The organism is Candidatus Eisenbacteria bacterium (assembly GCA_018831195.1).
Taxonomy (GTDB): domain Bacteria; phylum Eisenbacteria; class RBG-16-71-46; order CAIMUX01; family JAHJDP01; genus JAHJDP01.
The window spans coordinates 59,476-77,677 of the sequence record JAHJDP010000031.1; the positions used below are offsets into that span (position 1 = coordinate 59,476).

Sequence of the window (18,202 nt, forward strand, 5' to 3'; positions counted from 1 at the left end):
TTATCCCACAAAACGGGACCCGCTATTGGGTCCCGTTTTGCCATATCGCTTATGCCTCTTTTAGAATCTTCGACCAGGCTCTGAACGGTTCAGTGGCGCACCGAGTTAACATTTCAAAGACCGCCGTTTCGACGCTCGTCAGGCGGATCCCCTCCTGCTGGAAGCGCATCATCGCCAGCTCAATATTTCTTGGAAATCGAGATGAGACCGCGTCGCCGACGATGAAGACTTCGAAGCCGTCATCGTTCATCTCCAGGGCCGTTTGAAAAACGCAGACATGCGATTCGATACCGCAGAGCAGCGCCTGTCGCCGGCCGGTCGCGGCCACCGCCTCCCGAAACGGATCATGCTGCCAGCAGGAGAAAGTGAGCTTCTCCATCCGCTCCACCCCCTCGAGCGTTTCCAATACGGGCCGGCAGGTTGGCCCTAAGCCCTTTGTATATTGTTCTGTTGCAAAGATGGGGACTTCAACAATCTTGCAGCCCCTGATGAGACGGCGGATGGACTGGACCATCTCGCCATGCTGGTGGATGTGCGGCAAGAGCCGTTCCTGCACATCAATCACGACAAGAAACGCTTCCGTGGGCCGGAGCATGGTGGGCCTCCTATCATCAGGGTTCAAACAGGTCCAAACTTCAGGTACGCTTCCGTTATGGTAATCCATCCGATCAAAAATTCACGGAATTCCGGGGATCCCGCCGGGAACTCACGCAAGCGCCGCGGATGCATCCTCGTCCTTCTCCTCACCATAATCTTGATCGCGCTTATTCCTAGGATTTTGGATGCATGGGCCGATTGGCTGGTCATCAAAAGCCACCCCATGCCTGCGGATGCCATCCTTGTTCTCGGCGGGGGCCGTGGTGAACGACTGGCGACAGCCCTTCAGCTATATAAAGAGGGATGGGCGAACCAGATCTATGTTTCAGGACCGAATGAACCGGGTATCTCCCGATTGCTTGATCCCGACGCGTTGACCCAGGCTGAGGTGAAACGGCATCTCGCTGTACAACACGGTGTTCCCGAGGATAAGGTCAGCGTCATCTTGGGGCCGAGCAGCACCTTTGAGGAGGCCTCTCTGACAAAGGATCTCTTTTTACAACTGAAGTATTCGAGAATCCTTGTCGTGACATCGCCCTATCACACCCGGCGGGCCTATCAGACCTTCCGGCATATTTATCGAAAAACGGGAATACAAATTAGTGTCATCTCTGCGCCGTGGGAGCTTACAGGATACAAGCGAAAAGAATGGTGGCGGCACGAAGACGACACCTTCGCCATCCTTAATGAAACGGGGAAATTGATCTTTTATCTACTGCGGTACAGCATCCCGCCGATTTAAGCCGCGGAAAATTCCCTACGGTATCTACCGTCTCCGGTTCAAAAACGATTCACAGATTTCATCGATGAGGCGTCCGGCCAAATCTTCCGGCAAGAACTCGGTTACCCTCTGGAAACGGCCGGAGATCGCCATTGTCGTCAAACCGTGTACCGTAAACCAAGCCTGCAGCGTCATAAAATGGAGCCTCTGCTCATCAACCGATATGGATTTTTGTTCAAGACAAGTCGCCAGCGTTTTACGAAGAAGATCAAGAGCCAGAAGGCTCGTCTTTTGGGAGGTCAGGTACTCCATCCGTTCAAAATGATGGAAGAACATCAGTCGATAGAGGCCGGGGTTATCGACGCCGAAGCCGACATAGGCCTGCAGACCCGCCCGAAGATCCTTGAAGGGATTTTCTCCGAAAATCGCCGCTTGAATATGATCAAGAAGCTGCTGATAGGTGCGGTCCCAGGCATGCGCCAGCAAGTCTTCCATATCTTGGAAGTGGCGATAGACCGCCATCTGAGACAAACCCAGGAGACGCCCCAGACGTCGCGCGGAGACGGCTTCAGGTCCCCCCTCCCTGCAGAGGTTCAAAGCCGCAATGATAAAAGATTCACGCGTTTCTTCTGAAGCCTTCCGGCGAGCCATTTTGATCCCCCATCTCTGTGGTCAAGTCCGGTGGATATCCCGACCGCTTTATTCCACACCCTTATGGTTTACAAGGTAAAGCAAGACAATACGCCTGTCAACTGAAAATCAGGAGGTGATCTTGGGATTTTTGGCGAAGAATGCCTCAGTGAATCGGAGAAAAATCTCAACCCCCAGGGGCATAGCCTCTTCGTCGAAGTTGAAATGGGGAGAGTGGTGAGGTTCGACGAGTCCCCGCTCCGCATTCCCTGCTCCAAGAAAGAGAAAGACACCAGGAACCCGCTGTAGGTAGTAGGCCATATCCTCGCCGCCCATTGAGATGAGATCCATTCCGACCCCATCCGGGCCAAGGACCTCCCTCGCGGCCGCAACCATTAGATCTGTCATTCCCTCATCATTGACAACCGGTGGGTAATGAGATTCGAAGATAAACTCGCACGCAGCGCCCAGGCTTTGACAAATCGCGTGGGATAGATCGTTGATCCTTTGCTTCAGTGTCTTGCGCAGTTCAGGGTCAAAAGTGCGTAACGTTCCCCACAGATGCGCTGTCTCGGCAATAATGTTGAAATTCGATCCCGACTCAAACCGGCCGATGGTGACAACGGCAGCCTGGTTCGGGTCTGTGTTTCTGCTGACCAGGGTCTGCAAAGCTGTGACGACATAGGATCCGACCACAACGGCATCAACTGTATTGTGCGGATAGGCGCCGTGCCCGCCTTTGCCCATGATGAGAATTTCAAACTCATCGGCTGCGGCCATAACCGGACCGGATCGCGTCTGCGCCCGGCCGACCGGCTGATGCGTATCGATATGAAGGCCGACAGCTCCGGTTACCGTGGGATTCTCCATCACCCCGTCGTTGATCATGGGAAGGGCGCCGCCCGGACTTTCCTCAGCCGGCTGAAAGACAAATTTCAGATCGCCGGGAAGTTTGTCGCGCAGGATCCCGGCGGCGTGCGCGGTGGCGAGAAGGATGGCCGTGTGCCCATCATGACCGCAGGCATGCATCACACCCGGTATCTCGGAGGCGTAATCAATCCCGGGGTTCTCCTCCTGGATCGGAAGGGCGTCGATGTCTGCTCGCAGGAGCAGGACACCCTGTTTTCTATTTGGATTCGTAGATTTAAGAAGGCCGACGACACCGGTGCCGCCGACATGAGTCTTGATGTCATCCAAGTTCGCGGATTGAAGCTCGTCGACAATGTAGGCGGCGGTCTTCTCTTCTTTCAGGCCGAGTTCAGGATGGCGATGGATCGTCCGGCGCCAGCGGACCATCTCAGGGTAGAGGGCCGAGACCTCGGGTCGAATTGGAAACGCTTGATGGGATGGTGTCTTCGTCACAATTAAAGCTCGGACAGCGGCCGCCGGCCGCAGGTGCCTTTGTTCAACTCATGCCAATATTGAATTTGTTTCTCGCCGAGTTTCCAGCAAAAGAAGACAAACCGGCCGTCTGTGGCCCCATAAAAGTCGACTTGACCTTTTATAAAATCTTTTACGACACAACCCATCCTTTGCATTCCCTCGAGTATCCGGTCTCTTTCTGCAATTAACTCCTCAAGCCGCCTCATACCCATCAAATACTCACGGCGTTCCGGACTTCTCCTGTGCGAGGCGCCGATGAGTTCAAGAACGGCGATCCGATCCTGATACCCCTGAATCTGCCGAGCGGCTTGAATGAGTTTCTTTAAAACCGCGTCGACATGGGGAAGGAGGCGGTTGGCTTCTTCCAGAGTAAAAATCTTGACTGCCATGGCCCAATCCTATCCCTTGGCTCCACTCCATCAATTCGGCCAGGCGATCCTTCCCTCGGTGGTCATATTGTAGCAAAAGAAAATAGCAGACACAAGAAGTGCAAACAATTAATTTAAAAATTGCGCATGAAGTCGGCTATGGATAACAAATGTGAAGATTATAACGCAATGATTCCAACACAAGGACAAAACACATATCCATGACGTCCTGAAAATCCGTTTTATCGGGACGTTCTGCGGCTCTGATTCAGCTTTTTAATAGTACAAGCTTGCTTGCTATTGATATATCGATTTGACACCTCCCCATGTTGTGAGCTTTCTTGGAGTCGGCTGGCATGGATTGGGCTCGCAGGAACCACCGAACCAATCACCACCACCCTCCAAACATTCAGAGCTATGCAGTAGCAGGCAAGTAGAACCGAAACAACAGGCGCCGTATTCCGGATTCCACGGCGGACATTCCGGATTCCAACCGGGCGCGCCGCCGTACCCCATGGCTCCGAAGCCCTCAATGAGGTCAAGCGTCGCCGGTTCGGAACAGTCAGCGACCGCCGCATGGTTTAAGGGATGATCGACGAGCGGAATCTCTCCGGCGGCGGCATAGACATAAATGCCAAAGTAATAGACGGGCACCATCTGGCCATATGAGCAATCGGGTGTCCAGGCGACCGCCGTTCCGGTTCCAGGAGCCGGCCATCCGGCGGTCGGCGCCTCGAGTGCGCCCGGTTTGCAGGAACCGAAATATCCGATATAGGTTTCGCTGGGTGTGTAATCCCCCAGTCCAAATGTCACCATATTGAAATTCGTCGCATTGCCGCGGGGCGAGACAACAAGAATGAGATACCAATAGACGTCGATTAGAGGATCGGGAATCGCCGATGGTATGAGATCGATGCAATCCTCGGGTACTTCAATTTGCTCACAGGGATCTGGAGGATACCAAGGCTCACCCTGATTCCCGTGGACGGCCAAAACCACCCCTGCATTGGATCCGGCATGAGCGGAGCCCATGGTGAGCACGGTACAAACCAACAAATATGACAGGAGTTTCATTGTGTCGCCTCCTTGGGAGAAAGGTGCGGAGACTCACAGCAATGATGCGTTGATATAGAAAGGCGCCCAGACTCTGAGGAGGAATCACTGTCTCAGTATTGAGACCGGAGTATTGAAACCGCAGTATGGATACCGCAGTAAGGAAACCGCAATGCCCCCTCTCGCGCACCATTATTATACACCGGCCGGAAGGAAAAGGCCAACTGATTTGGCTGCCGGATCCAATGGATGAAAATTAACCACTCTTGAAATGATCCCACCCTTTGGTATTCAAGTTATTGTGTCCCAACAAATGGAGACCCGGCTCCATCACGAACTCTCCGATCGCATGCGCTTGGGGCGACAGCGCTGAGAGGATTCTTTCGACGGATCCGGGCGCCACAGCGGCCAGCAGCGCATAATCGTCACTTGACCCCAGAGCCCACTCCAGCGGATCGATCTTGGCCGCCTTCCCCATTTTCCGGACCGGTTCGAGAATGGGGATTTGTTCGGTTTGGATGTCAGCGCCGAGACCGCCGGCTTCACACAAATGACCCAAATCGGAGAGAAGGCCGTCACTGGTATCGATCAAGGCCTTCACGCCGCCCATTTCACGGAGCTTTAACGATTCCTTTAAATGATGTCTTGGGCGGATATAAAATCGAAGGGCCGCTTTCAGATTCGTTTCATCAATCTTCATCTTCTGGGATTTCTTCGAGAGTCGATCCATCGCCCACAATCCAGCCGCCGAAAGGCCTGTGTGGCCGATGAGCAGGATCACATCGCCCGCCTGCGCTCCGGATCGCAGAAAGGCGTCCCCTTCAACTTCACCCACAAGGGTCACGTCGACAACACGCGGCCCGTCAGTGGCAGAGAGATTTCCACCGGCGATCTGGCCCCCGGCGTCTTTCAGCTCTTCAGCCAATCCCTCTAGAATGTTAAAGAGAACATCAACGGGATCACTCTTGGGCAGGGCCATCGAAATCAGCGCGACGCGCGGCGTGGCCCCCATGGCGGCAAGATCGGAAATGTTGCTGACCATGACCCTGCGGCCTACATCGCGGGGAGTCATGCGTTGTGTGAGAAAATGCCGTCCCTCGAGATGAATATCGCAGGTCAACGCCAGCTGCGTGGATGCCCGGGGCCGGATGAGAGCTGCGTCATCGCCGGCGCCTAATGTTAAAAATCCTCCCTCCCTGCCCAGATGGGATCTCTCCTCGAGCCAGGTACGGATTCTTTTCAGGATCTCCATCTCGCCGACATCGGAAAGAAGTGGTTCGCCGCCCCACTCTTTCGATGCGTCGAGTTGAAAGTTTCTCATGCCGATTTTTCTTCACCGTATCCGGCGACGAATTCCCGGATCTCCCGCGTCATCGCTTCCGGATCCTCGGCCTGGCATATCGCGGCCAGAACAGCGACACCATGAACGCCGGCCCGGAGAACAGGTTCTATATTTTCTCTGTTCAACCCGCCGATCGCGACAAGCGGTATGGGGAATTTCGGTGTCAGGCCGGGAAGCGCTTCAATCCCAATAATCGGTCCGGCATCGGTTTTGGTGCTCGTGGAATAGATTGGGCCGAATCCGACATAATCGGCGCCCTCCTGCCATGCCTCTCGCGCCTCTTCCACCGTATCGACCGAAACGCCAATCACACGCTCGGGACCCAGCAAATGCCGCGCGAGTCGGATTGGGAAATCGTCTTGGCCGAGATGCACGCCGTCGGCATCGGCCGCGATCGCTACATCCACGCGGTCATTAATGATAAACTTTGTATTGGAGCGTGCGCATAAGGTTGCAATCTCCCGGGCCGTTTCAATCATCTGCCGGGTCGTCGCCTCTTTGTCACGATACTGCACAAAATCAGCCCCGCCGTTGATCATCTTTTGAGCCAACTCGACATGGCTGAAACGTTGTTGAATCGTGGTGTCAGTGATTGCGACCAACCATCTTTTTTTTCTCACTGAGAACTCCTTCTCTCTTCGTATGGATGGGAACGACCGCGGATCCGGCCTTGAACCCAGAATCAATTTCAACCCCATCTCCTGTGAGCTCGGAATATGATTACCCATTGTCCTCTTCCGCGCCGGGAATATCATAGAATGGGTCGACCGGCCCCGACCCCTTGCCGATCCGCAGGCCATGCCGGATCGCATTCGTTATAAAAATCTTCGCTTCCTGCGCCGCTTCCAGCATAGTATCCCCGCACGCCAGGCGCCCCGCCATCGCCGAGGCGAAGGTACATCCGGTGCCATGGGTGTGGGGTGTTAAATATCTGACCCCCATAAGCCAGGTGGTGTTATCTTCCGATACGAAAAGGTCAGCCGAGTGCTGGCCATCCCCCAGATGGCCTCCCTTGATAATGACATAATCCGGACCAAGTTTGATCAATTCCCTTCCCGCCTTCTGCATATCATCCTCATTGCGAACCGGGAATCCGCAGAGCCGCTCCGCCTCGGGCAGATTCGGCGTGATGACGCTTGCGAGCGGCATGAGTTTGTCGCGCAGCACCTCGACGGCGTCATCATCTAAAAGGGCGTGGCCGTGTTTTGAAATCATGACAGGATCCAGGACAATCCAAGGCGTCTTCCGTTTGGCCAGCTCACGGGCAACCAGTTCCACAATCGATGCATTCGCCAACATGCCGATCTTGACAGCATCGATTTTACAATCATCAAAGACTGCATGCAGTTGATCCCGGATCAGGTCGAGCGGCACCGGCTCCACGCGTTCGACCTTGCGTGTATTCTGCGCCGTGATCGCTGTGATAACTGTGACGGCATAGGCTCCCAGCGCGTGAATCGCCTTGAGGTCGGCCTGAATTCCCGCCCCGGCGATCGAATCGGATCCAGCGATTGTTAAAACGATAGGTCGGATCATTAAAGTGATTTCCCTCGCTGATTCTCTTTTCGGCTGCTAGAACCCTTCAAATCGAGCCGTCACGCCGGCTGCATCGTTCGGCTCCCCCGCGGGATCGTAAATCCAGACATCGTCGACAATCGCCTCAACACCGTGCACCTCTTTCAATCCCGTGATCACCCAGATCTTCCCCGAAACGGTAACGACCGCCGACTGGGAGCGCGCTTCCGGCAACGATGTCAGAGCGAACCAGCTTCGTGTCTCCGTATCAAACCATCCGTTTAACCGGCCCGCATTTCCATTGCCGGTCATCACGATGATCCGTCCCTCGAGATTGACGACCCGGGGATGCTCCCATCCGACGGGAAGGGCGTTGTCGATCACCTCCCAGGTGCGTTCGATGAGGTTATACACAGCGACCGAGTCGGTGCGCGCGTTGCCGCGCTGCCCGCCGATAACATAGACATGCCCATCGAGGTGGAAGACGCTGAAATCCTGCAACGTGTAGGGGAGGCGCGTCTCCTGCGATACGCTGGGCGCATTGAGATCGATGATCTCAACCAGATCGGTCGGCGCGCCGGGAGTGTCCAAGCCGCCCAGGACCATCAATCCCGCGGGAACGACGACCGCCGCTCCGTCTTTGTGTCCGGCCGCCATCTGCACATTGATAAAGTCGATCGACATATCGGCGGGATCGAAGACTTCAATCAGACGGCTGACGGGTCCGTCATCGGCCCGGCCGCTGACCGCATAGACCTTCCGTTCGGCGGCGGCGAAGACGGTGCCGATGTTGGTCTGAAACTTCAGCTGGGGATACTCAATCCACCGCGCCGAATCGGGATCAAAAACCTCGACGCCGGGATAATGGCCGAAGGTGCTGGTGCGGCCGCCCCCGATCAGGTAGACCTTGCCCTCCCACTCCACGGCCCCGGACTTCTCGCGCGCATCGTGAATCGACACGCCATGGCTCCACGTGGGCCCCGGTTCGATCGGCGGAACGGTCGGAGATTCCTTTTCGCACCCGGATAGGATCGCTATGGCGGCAGCAACAACGACCAAAGCCAAGATCCCCACACCCCATCGCATACGCCACCTCATCGCTTCGAAAATTCCAGGAAACCCGCACCCTCTGAATCTAGCCCCTCAAGGCTCCCCACATCAATACGGCAAACTTGACCCCGGGATTCCCACGCCATCTACTGATGGTCAAGAATGACCCCTAATAAGGAGCGGCCCATGGTTTGGACCACGACACATGGTTATCCCGGGATCGGCTTGAAACGCGAGCTGAAGAAGGCGATTGAGTCATTCTGGGCCGGCGAGAGCAACGAGGACGATCTCTCTGAGACGGCCCGCGCCCTGCAGCAGCAGCATTGGCGCGAGCAGGCCGAGGCCGGCGTCGACCTGATCCCATCCGGCGACTTCACATTATATGATCGCATGCTTGATATGTCGCTGTGGCTCGGCGCGATACCGCGTCGGTTCCACAAGGAGAATTCACTGACCGGCCCCTCGCTCCTCTTCGCGATGGCCCGCGGCACAGCCCAATCCGTCGCCTGTCCGATGCGGAAGTGGTTCGACTCGAATTATCACTACATCATGCCCGAACTCGACGATTTTTGCCCCGGGGCCGGAGAGCCCGCCGGTTCCCGCTCCGGCGCCAAGGCCGGCGCCTTTGATCCCGACCCCACCGATCTGGTTCTCGCCTTTCGGGAAGCGCAGGCCGGCGGATGGGACACCAAGCCGACGCTGATCGGGCCGCTGACATTTTTGGCTCTGTCGAACGCCGATCCCTCCGCGATCCCGGATCTATTGCGGGCGTTGGGACCGGTCTACGGGCTGATCATTGCAGCGCTGGCGCGTGAGGGGGCGGATTGGATCCAGCTTGATGAGCCGGCGCTCATTCTCGATCACACTTCCGGTTATTGGGCGGCGATGGAAGAGGCGTACGCCGCGATCGCCGCGAAGAAGGGCGCCTCGAACCTCATCGTCGCGACGTCTTATGGTGATGTGGCGGAGGCGTGGCCGGCGCTCATCGATCTGCCGGTCGATGCGATCGCGCTCGATCTCGTTCACGGCCCGCACAACCGCGATCGGCTGCTGCACTCGGTTTTCCCATCCGACAAGACGCTCATCGCCGGTGTCGTCGATGGACGGAATATCTGGCGGATGGATTTGGCGGCGGTCCTCAGCCTGCTCGAGGTCCTGACGCAGAAAATCTCGCCCGAGCGGCTGGCCCTTGCCCCATCGTGCCATCTCTTTCACCTTCCTTATACAATTGAACGGGAGACGTCGCTCGATCCCGGACTGGCGGACCGGCTCGCCTTCGCGCGGGAGCGGCTGGAGGAGTTACACATTTTACAGGTGGGGATCAACGGGGGGCGGGATGCGATTGCCGGGGCGTTGGAGGAAAATCGCCGGCGCTTCTCGGATCATGCGGCGCGCCCCGGGCAAACGAACTCCGCCGTCAGGGAGCGGATGCAGAAGCTCAAGGAAAGCGATTATGCCCGCCTGCCCTACGCCGAACGCAGCCCGCAGCAGGATGCCGCCCTGCGGCTTCCGGTCCTGCCGACCACGACCATCGGCTCCCTTCCCCAGACGCCTGATCTCCGCAAAGCCCGCGCGCGTTACCGCAGCGGAAAGATGAATGGAGCGATCTACCGGGGATTGCTTCAGGAGAAGATCCGCAAGGCGATTGGTCTTCAAGAAGAGCTGGGGCTGGATGTGCTGGTGCATGGCGAGTATGAGCGCGCTGATATGGCCGAGTTTTTCGCCGAACGGCTGGAGGGGATGACGGTCACGCAGCATGCCTGGGTGCAATCCTTCGGCACCCGGTATGTCCGGCCGCCGATCATCTACGGCGACATCCAGCGAAGGGGGCCGATGTCGGTTCAGGAAACGGTCTATGCGCAATCGCTGACAACGCGCCCTGTGAAGGGGATGTTGACCGGGCCGGTGACGCTCCTCAACTGGTCGTTTGCGCGGCCTGATCTTTCGCATGAGCAGATCGCCACTCAACTCGCCCTCGCCCTGCGCGACGAAACGATGGAACTGGAGGCCGCGGGCATCAAGATGATACAAATTGATGAGCCGGCCTTTCGCGAAGGGTTTCCACTGAAGCGCGGCGAGTGGCCGCTCTATCTCAAATGGGCGGTCCGCGCCTTCAGGCTGGCTTCCTCCGGCGTGTCGCCGCAAACTCAGATCCACACGCATATGTGCTATTCCGATTTCAGCAGCGTCATCGCATCGATCGAAGCGATGGACGCCGATGTCATCACGATCGAAAACTCCCGTGCGCCGCTGGAGCTGCTGCGCGTCTTCGGCGCCACCGGTTATCCGCGCGGAATCGGCCCCGGTGTCTATGATGTGCACAGCGAGCGCGTCCCCACGGTGGGTGAAATGAGGGTGCTGATTCACCGGGCGCTGAAGGTCCTCCCCCGCAAAAATCTCTGGATCAACCCCGACTGCGGCCTAAAAACCCGCCGGATGAAAGAGGTGCTGCCCGCGCTGACAAATATGGTGGCAGCGGCGGCGCAGGTGCGGGATGAATTGGATTGAGGTTATCAGAGTCCCTGGGCATGGCTTTAGCGAACGCCAGCGATGTTTCATAATGAAATTTGGCAAAATTCAATTTGAAACAATAGCAATTATCTAGGAATTCCTCGCCGCCGCGCCGCAGAGTTTTTATCCGCCCATAATTCTTTAAATCCTATAAATAAAAGCCTGTTAAGTCTATCAGAAAAACAGCCGCCCGGGAGTGCCCGTTTTGGCACAGCTTTCGCTTCATAGGTAATCCGGATATTAAAAATAAGGAAAACTTGGGTGGCTGGTTTCCTTTAACTCCAGTGACCCAGCAACAAAAAGGAGAAATGAAAATGACACTCGTAAGATGGCAACCCAAAACTCACGCCGTGATGGATCCGTTCTTTGGTTTCAACGATCTCAGCAGAGAGCTGAATCGCCTCTTCGAGGGGGACTCAACCAGCGGCTGCAGCGCCTGCAACTGGGCGCCGGCAATGGACGTGATCGAGAAGGATGACAATTACATCGTCACGATGGACCTGCCCGGTCTCAGCAAGGAAGAGGTCGAGCTGACCCTTCACAACAACCACCTCAATATCAAGGGCGAGCGCAAAATCGAACACGACGAGAAGATCGAAAACGTCTACAGAAGCGAGCGCATCCGCGGCATGTTCGAACGCACGATCAAGCTGCCGACGGCTGTGAACACGGAGAATGTGGAAGCGACCTTCACGAACGGCGTCCTCGAGATCCGTCTCCCCAAGACCGAGGAAGCCAAGGCGCGACAGATCGCCATCAAGGGCTAGTTCATCTCTCCCCGAAAAACCCGGCCCAAGAAGCCCCCTTCGCAGGGGGCTTCTTTTTGTGTCGTAACTTAGGCCGGTCGACATCGGGCATGGAGCCGGGGAGATATCGTTAGGCGATTCAGGTTCGAGTTACTGGTTTTCGTCCCATTTGTCGTAGGACAGATACATTTCAACCCGCCCTGGTCGCGAATCTGGCGTTTTTAAACTGGATCCTGATGGCATATAAATTTTTGCAATAAACGGGCGTTCGTGGTTCTCAATAAAGCCGAGGATTTTCCCATAAGTATTAACAAAATTAAGTGCTAGAGCTTTGGTTGAAACCTTACCGATAAGAATAAATAGACCCACCCCAAAATGCATCACTGCATCACGCTCGTTTGGCTTATATCGAATTTTGCGATCATGACTAATTGCAAACCATTCTCGCTTGCCGATATTTGCAAGCCATTCCTCGTCTGGGGCCATTTCGCTGAAGTGTTCGTGATGGGATTCCACTGAAATTCCGGCTTCTGCAAGCACTCCTGGAAAGACCTTTCCAAGGTCGCGATCTGTGAAGAAAACCGGACTCAAGCCGCCTTCTCATACATTATTGCGGCCTCTACCATCTTCTCTGATATGTCATAGTCCTTGGCAATATCGTCAAGTTGCTCCCCTGCATCAAATCGAGCAGTAATGATCGCTGTAGAGATCCCGGCACCCGATAGAATCGGCCGCCCAAAGCCCACTTTTGGATCAATTACTATCGCCTTCTGGGCATCGGCTTCCAATTGTCCGGTAATCGGAAACAACCGCAAGGGCAAATTGAAATCTCCCCATTCAATTCTTGAGAGACGAGACTCTAGTAATTTTTTCATCGCGAGCTGACCAGATAGCGACAAGTTAATGAGCTGGCCGAACCTCTCAAGAAACAGTGCCCGTTGGGTCGTTAACAAATCGGGGCTTAATAGAAGGCGTTCAAGCCCCAACTCACTCTCTGCATAGTCTATGGCGGTACGAACTGCCTGAAATGGCACACTGTGTTTAACTCGAAGTGCCCAAAGAATATGTGCTTCAATAAGATTTTCGAAACTTAGAAGACTCGCGTCTTCTTGGGGAAGCGTTAGCAATGGGGAGAAAAATGCGACCCCTTGGCCCCTATGATAATGTCGGCCAAGCGCCCACGATCTCAGAGTGGCTGGAGCCAAGCGAAGGTATCTGGCGGCCTCAGCGATGCCATATGCAGGCATTTGTCCCGCCGATAACTCCTTTTGTTTCTTTTGGTTGGCCATGAATTTCCTTCTCCCCTCTGTTTGCCTTCTTCCTTCTCTATTAAATATATCAAATTGTCTATCTGTTCAAGCCTCCAATATGTTGTCGAATTCTAACTGAGACACGGCAATTCCCGCCGCCGGGGGGGAACCCTCGTATTATGTACAATCATTTTCGATAGTTCTGAATTCGCCTAATACGAGATAGCACGAGCAGCAAAATCACGCAGGCGGAACAACGCATATAACGGAACATTCAGGATGCGCGCATCCCGCTTCAGATTCAGAAGCGTGGTCCGGATGAGAATGGGAGGTGAAAACTGCTCGTCATAGGACCGCAGACTCTTGCTCTTTGGGTTCACCCCCGCTTTCGCTTCGAGGGGCAAGATGCCGGATTCCATCTCGAAAAGGAAGTCCACTTCAGCCCTCTTGCCGGAGCTGCGCCAATAGTAAAGTGGCAGATCCAGTGAGGAATGAAGGTGCTGGGCGACAAAGCTCTCAACGAAAGCGCCCTCATAAGCGGAAAACAGAGGGTCTCCCTGCGTCAGGATGCCAGCGGGAACCTCCGCGAGAGCTCCCAGGAGGCCCACATCGAGAGCATAGACCTTGAAGCTTCTTGGATCCGCACATCCCTTAAGCGGATGCTTGGGGGCTTCCACGCAGAAAGCCCGCTGGATGAGCCCTGCATTCTCCAGCCAGATGATGGCGTCCTCATAATCCCTCGCCCGAGCACTGGGGTGGACCGCAGAGAAAACAAATTTCCGGTTTTCGCGCGCAAGTTGACTGGGAATGGACTCCCAGATCTGCGACAGCTTTGGAATATCGTGGGCCGGCGCGTGTTTCGCAAAATCAAGAGTGTAGGCGTCGAGAATATTCCGCTGTACCTGGCGTACGCTGTCCATATCGCCGCCGTCGCAGTACAGCTGCACTGCTTCCGGCATGCCACCAACAAAATAGAATCTCCTCAGCAGATCGAGGAGATCATTGTGAAAGATTTCGGGAAGAGGCGTGAGATCTGTTTTCTCCTCCAGAAGTTTTCGGTACCGCGATTCCCCAACGGCATCTAAGAACTCCGGTACCGTCATCGGATGAAGGTTAAGAAAATCGACCTTTCCCACCGGAAAGGACCGGGGCGAGGAGATGCGACTGCCCAGCAATGAGCCGGCCGCCGCGACATGAATATCGCCGGCTTCTTCCTGAAAATACTTCAGGGAGTTCAAGGCATTATTCGACGCCTGAATCTCATCAAAGATCACCAAGTCGGATTGCGGCTTGATGGGCTTCCTCTGGTATCGCGACAGATCCCGAAGGATCCGTTCTGGATTCAGATCGCGGGCGAAGAGGCTGTCGAGCTCGGCTTGTTTCTCAAAGTTGAAGTAATGGACCTGCGCGTACTCGGAAGCACCGAACGCCTTCAGAATAAAGGTCTTGCCCGTCTGGCGCGCACCTCTAAGCACCAGCGGTTTCCTGTTGGAAGACCCCTTCCACTTAAGAAGCTCCGCGTAGATATCCCGTTTCATATCGGCTTCCTATCTTTGGGCGTCCCGTGGAGTCCATACCATACCGGCATTATTTTGGCATAAATTCACATTTTACGCGCGAATTATGTGAATTCTTGCCAAAAAAGACCTTTGATAATTTGCCCTGCCCGGGAAGATTATCTTGGAAATTCCTCCCTTTCGGCAACGGAGGTGGAGGGCTTCGATCTTGAACGTTGCATGTGGACGGGCATGCTGCCGCCGCGCGTCCTCTCGCCGACATGCAGACAGCTATTAAGGTCAAAGGATCTCGACGTGTTCGCGAAGGTGACCTATCCGCTCCGCACATGGAGGGGACGAAGCTTGAAGAGCACTATCGCAAGACCCTCCGCCATCTCGGCCAGCAAGGCGGGATGCTCGGACTCATCTTCAGCAAATCCCAAAATAAAATTCAGGATCCGGCGAAGCTCAGGCAGTTGATTGTGGAATTGATCGGCAAGGAGACTTGGCTTTCCCTATCCTCAGATGTGAAGGGCGATGCCTACGAGGGGCTGCTGGAGCGCAATGTGCAAGATATCAAATCCGGCGCGGGGCAGTACTTTACGCCAAGGCCCCTTATTGAAGCTATCATTGATTGCATTCAATCCGAGCCGGGCGAAGTCATCTGTGACCCCGCGTGTGGGACCGGCGGCTTTCTGCTCGCAGCGTATAACTACATCGCCGAGTGGTTTGAACTGGATAAAGACCAAAAGAAACATCTGCGCTATGACGCCATCCGCGGTGTAGAGCTGGTGGATGGTGTGTCGCGGCTCTGCGCCATGAACCTCTTCCTGCACGGGATCGGTCCCGATGATGATGAGCGGGAGCCGCCGATCAAGACCGACGACAGCCTGCGCAATGAGCCGAGCAGACATTATCAGGTGGTGGTGACCAATCCGCCCTTTGGGAAGAAGAGCAGTATCACCGTGGTCAATGAGACGGGAGAGACTGATAAAAGAACGGTGTCGTACAGCCGCCCCGATTTCTGGACGACGACAACGAACAAACAGCTGAACTTTGTGCAGCATATCAAGAGTCTGCTTGCGATCCATGGGCGGGCGGCGGTGGTCCTACCTGACAATGTGCTTTTCGAAGGCGGCGCTGGGGAGACGGTGAGGCGCAAGCTGATGCATGAATGCGATCTTCACACGATCTTGCGATTGCCGACGGGGCTTTTCTATGCGCAGGGGGTTAAGGCGAATGTGATTTTTTTTGATCGCAAGCCGGCAAGTGAGAAGCCGTGGACCAAAAAGGTTTGGTTCTATGACCTACGGACCAACAAACATTTCACGCTTAAGGAAGGGCGGATTATCCGCCAGGATCTTGATGAATTCGTGAAGTGCTACAACCCCGAGGATCGGCATTCCCGCAAGGCCACTTGGTCCGAGAAGAAGCCTGATGGCCGCTGGCGCGCGTATTCTTATGACGAGATTATTGCCCGCGATAAGGCCAGCCTTGATATCTTCTGGCTGCGGGATGAGAGCTTGGAAGATTCAGACAACCTCCCCGATCCAAACGTATTGGCCGGAGAGATCGCGGAGGATCTGCGGTCGGCGCTGGAGCAGATTGAGGAAATATTGGGAGATCTGGAGCAAAGAGCCAAGTCGGTATAGGTCGCCAAAGCAAACAGGCCGCGCCTCAGCGGCTACTGGCTGTCCCTGAGAATTTTCAGGAAGACCAATTGTGCATTTCGCCGAATTTGAGGAGGACGATTAGTCCGTAGACGGAGGAAAGACTGCACCCACCGGATGAAGTGGGGGATCTGATGATTCGTGGTTAGCCGTGAACTATGCAGCCAATTCTCAAGGGCGTATGGCTTTCTATCTTGTTGTTTCATAATAGGTTATTTAACTTCGCGCCAAGAGTCGTCATATTGATATTTCTTGCTATGATGATCCCCGCATAATCCCGGATCTACCACTGATATGACAAAGCCCCTACTTGCATATATGAATATCCTGATAAATAGTCTCCTTGCCATAGCGCGGTTCCTGCCATGTTATGGCTTCGTCATCATGCTCCCGGAAACCGATATGGATTGGACACGTAACTGATTTGCTATAATCTATTACCAGCTGTAGTCAATAGCCTTGGGATGTGTCTTGATGGAGTCCCGAAGTACGCTCTCTACGGCGCAAACGAACCCAAGCAACGGCGGATAGAGAAGTCGGGATAATGAATGGTTCGGCCTAACAAGCAAGCTCGGAGACAGGAGAATGGATATGGAGCCCGCAGTGGTTACGCGCCAAACCTTCAACGTTCTTGGCGTACAGTCGCGTATTGACCCCAGGACGGCAGACTACCGTAGCATCTGGGAGAAGCAGTTTGAGCCACATCACGACTTCGTCCGAAGGCTGGCTACGGAGCCAGGTTACTACGGGATGTACTTCCCATCGGAGGTGCCGGGGAAGGTGGACTTCATTGCAGGGATGGCCGTGGCAGATACCGGAGAGATCCCTCGGGGCCTTGTGGTGCGCGAAGTCCCTGTCGCGCAGTACGCTGTGTTCGAGTGCAAGATGGACGCTATCGGCTCGACTTGGGAGAAGATCTACGGCGGATGGTTGGCTGACTCCGAGCAATACGCTGAGGATGAGAGCAAGGCTTGCTTCGAGTATTTCCCGCCCGGAGCTGACGAAGGAAAGGCACTTGTGTCAATCCACGTGCCGCTGAGAGCGAAGTGAGCTGTGGCAAGGTGCAAGAACCAAGGTCAAAGGCCGAACCAACGAATGCAGCAGACGGCAAAGCCGCTGCTGATTCAGCCGTTATACAGGCGGAGGGAATGCTCTGACATCCGACGTACAAATACGAAGCTACAGGCCTGAAGATGCCAACGCCTTGTACGAGGCTGCGCGGGAGTCGGAGCTTCAAGTTTATCCGTGGCTCCCGTGGTGCCATCCGGGCTACTCACTCGCGGAAGCGGAAAATTGGGCCGCGTTTCAGGCGTTGGCGTTTGGACAGGGGCGCGAGTACGAATTCGTCATCACAGACGGTACGGGCCGCTTTCTAGGTGGTTGTGGCCTAAACCACATAAACGTCGCCGACCGCTGTGCGAACCTCGGGTATTGGGTGCGAACACAGGAAACGGGTCGCGAAGTTGCGTTGAAAGCAGTTCGTAGGGTAGTTGAGTTCGCATTCACTAGAACGAACTTGGAGCGTTTGGAAATCGTGTGCGCGGTTGAGAACCGGGCGAGCCGGCGAGTCGCTGAGAAATCTGGCGCGGTTCGCGAAGGAGTGGCGCGCGGCCGAATATTTCTACATGGGCAGGTGCTCGACGCCGTCGTGTACTCGATATTGCGGTCGGACGTGGCAGCTGTATAATCGGGTAGCCGGGAGCGTCTAACTCCCGGCCCCCACACCACCCTGCATGCGGGTCCGCACAGGGCGGTTCACGATGATGGAGCACACGAGAAGCCTCACGCATAGCCATGGGCTTTCATCCACAGATCGCGAACGGAAAGCAGTCCCTGGCTTGCAAGCCACACATTCGTCATCCCGGTCTGC

Annotated in this window: 18 protein-coding genes; 6 read left to right on the top strand and 12 right to left on the bottom strand. The window is 55.3% G+C overall.

The window, feature by feature from the left end; genetic code table 11:
• Positions 1-49: 49 nt before the first annotated feature.
• A complete protein-coding gene (locus KJ970_05890) occupies positions 50-595 on the bottom strand; it encodes a hydrolase (protein MBU2690441.1) in 546 nt (181 codons plus the stop codon).
• 159 nt (positions 596-754) lie between these two features.
• On the opposite strand from KJ970_05890, the gene KJ970_05895 reads away from it, so the two are divergent.
• A complete protein-coding gene (locus KJ970_05895) occupies positions 755-1,339 on the top strand; it encodes a YdcF family protein (GenBank protein ID MBU2690442.1) in 585 nt (194 codons plus the stop codon).
• A gap of 24 nt (positions 1,340-1,363) precedes the next feature.
• On the opposite strand, the gene KJ970_05900 is transcribed toward KJ970_05895, so the two are convergent.
• From KJ970_05900 to KJ970_05935, 8 genes are all read right to left on the bottom strand, one after another.
• Positions 1,364-1,969: a TetR/AcrR family transcriptional regulator gene (locus KJ970_05900; protein MBU2690443.1), complete on the bottom strand. Its 606-nt coding sequence runs from the start codon at positions 1,967-1,969 to the stop codon at positions 1,364-1,366.
• Positions 1,970-2,077: 108 nt separating this feature from the next.
• Positions 2,078-3,244, bottom strand: a complete 1,167-nt coding sequence (locus KJ970_05905) for an amidohydrolase (GenBank protein ID MBU2690444.1) — start codon at positions 3,242-3,244, stop codon at positions 2,078-2,080.
• 68 nt (positions 3,245-3,312) lie between these two features.
• Complete coding sequence (locus KJ970_05910; protein ID MBU2690445.1) at positions 3,313-3,720, bottom strand: DUF2203 domain-containing protein; 408 nt, start codon at positions 3,718-3,720, stop codon at positions 3,313-3,315.
• 276 nt (positions 3,721-3,996) lie between these two features.
• Entirely contained in the window at positions 3,997-4,773 is a 777-nt protein-coding gene (locus KJ970_05915; GenBank protein ID MBU2690446.1) for a hypothetical protein, read from the bottom strand.
• A gap of 235 nt (positions 4,774-5,008) precedes the next feature.
• Entirely contained in the window at positions 5,009-6,073 is a 1,065-nt protein-coding gene (gene thiL / locus KJ970_05920) for a thiamine-phosphate kinase (GenBank protein ID MBU2690447.1), read from the bottom strand.
• Positions 6,070-6,714 (bottom strand): thiamine phosphate synthase, encoded by a 645-nt coding sequence (gene thiE / locus KJ970_05925; protein ID MBU2690448.1) that lies wholly within the window; start codon positions 6,712-6,714, stop codon positions 6,070-6,072. Before thiE ends, thiL begins: the two co-directional genes overlap by 4 nt.
• Before the next feature lie 100 nt (positions 6,715-6,814).
• On the bottom strand, positions 6,815-7,630 hold the full coding sequence (thiD, locus tag KJ970_05930) for a bifunctional hydroxymethylpyrimidine kinase/phosphomethylpyrimidine kinase (GenBank protein ID MBU2690449.1): 816 nt from the start codon (positions 7,628-7,630) through the stop codon (positions 6,815-6,817).
• A gap of 36 nt (positions 7,631-7,666) precedes the next feature.
• Entirely contained in the window at positions 7,667-8,707 is a 1,041-nt protein-coding gene (locus KJ970_05935) for a hypothetical protein (protein MBU2690450.1), read from the bottom strand.
• A gap of 138 nt (positions 8,708-8,845) precedes the next feature.
• Here KJ970_05935 and metE point away from each other — a divergent pair, with 138 nt between their 5' ends.
• Positions 8,846-11,167, top strand: a complete 2,322-nt coding sequence (metE, locus tag KJ970_05940) for a 5-methyltetrahydropteroyltriglutamate--homocysteine S-methyltransferase (GenBank protein ID MBU2690451.1) — start codon at positions 8,846-8,848, stop codon at positions 11,165-11,167.
• Between the two features lie 317 nt (positions 11,168-11,484).
• A complete protein-coding gene (locus KJ970_05945; GenBank protein ID MBU2690452.1) occupies positions 11,485-11,937 on the top strand; it encodes an Hsp20/alpha crystallin family protein in 453 nt (150 codons plus the stop codon).
• 129 nt (positions 11,938-12,066) lie between these two features.
• On the opposite strand, the gene KJ970_05950 is transcribed toward KJ970_05945, so the two are convergent.
• The 3 genes from KJ970_05950 to KJ970_05960 all read right to left on the bottom strand — a co-directional run bounded on the left by KJ970_05950 (position 12,067) and on the right by KJ970_05960 (position 14,704).
• Entirely contained in the window at positions 12,067-12,507 is a 441-nt protein-coding gene (locus KJ970_05950; GenBank protein MBU2690453.1) for a hypothetical protein, read from the bottom strand.
• Positions 12,504-13,205, bottom strand: coding sequence for a DUF433 domain-containing protein (locus KJ970_05955; GenBank protein MBU2690454.1), 702 nt, complete (start codon positions 13,203-13,205; stop codon positions 12,504-12,506). The genes KJ970_05950 and KJ970_05955 overlap by 4 nt, the downstream gene beginning before the upstream one ends.
• Before the next feature lie 173 nt (positions 13,206-13,378).
• Positions 13,379-14,704 (bottom strand): AAA family ATPase, encoded by a 1,326-nt coding sequence (locus tag KJ970_05960; GenBank protein ID MBU2690455.1) that lies wholly within the window; start codon positions 14,702-14,704, stop codon positions 13,379-13,381.
• Between the two features lie 239 nt (positions 14,705-14,943).
• Here KJ970_05960 and KJ970_05965 point away from each other — a divergent pair, with 239 nt between their 5' ends.
• From KJ970_05965 to KJ970_05975, 3 genes are all read left to right on the top strand, one after another.
• Positions 14,944-16,314, top strand: a complete 1,371-nt coding sequence (locus tag KJ970_05965) for an SAM-dependent methyltransferase (protein ID MBU2690456.1) — start codon at positions 14,944-14,946, stop codon at positions 16,312-16,314.
• A gap of 609 nt (positions 16,315-16,923) precedes the next feature.
• Complete coding sequence (locus KJ970_05970) at positions 16,924-17,382, top strand: GyrI-like domain-containing protein (GenBank protein ID MBU2690457.1); 459 nt, start codon at positions 16,924-16,926, stop codon at positions 17,380-17,382.
• A gap of 154 nt (positions 17,383-17,536) precedes the next feature.
• On the top strand, positions 17,537-18,019 hold the full coding sequence (locus tag KJ970_05975) for a GNAT family N-acetyltransferase (GenBank protein MBU2690458.1): 483 nt from the start codon (positions 17,537-17,539) through the stop codon (positions 18,017-18,019).
• Positions 18,020-18,202: the final 183 nt, after the last annotated feature.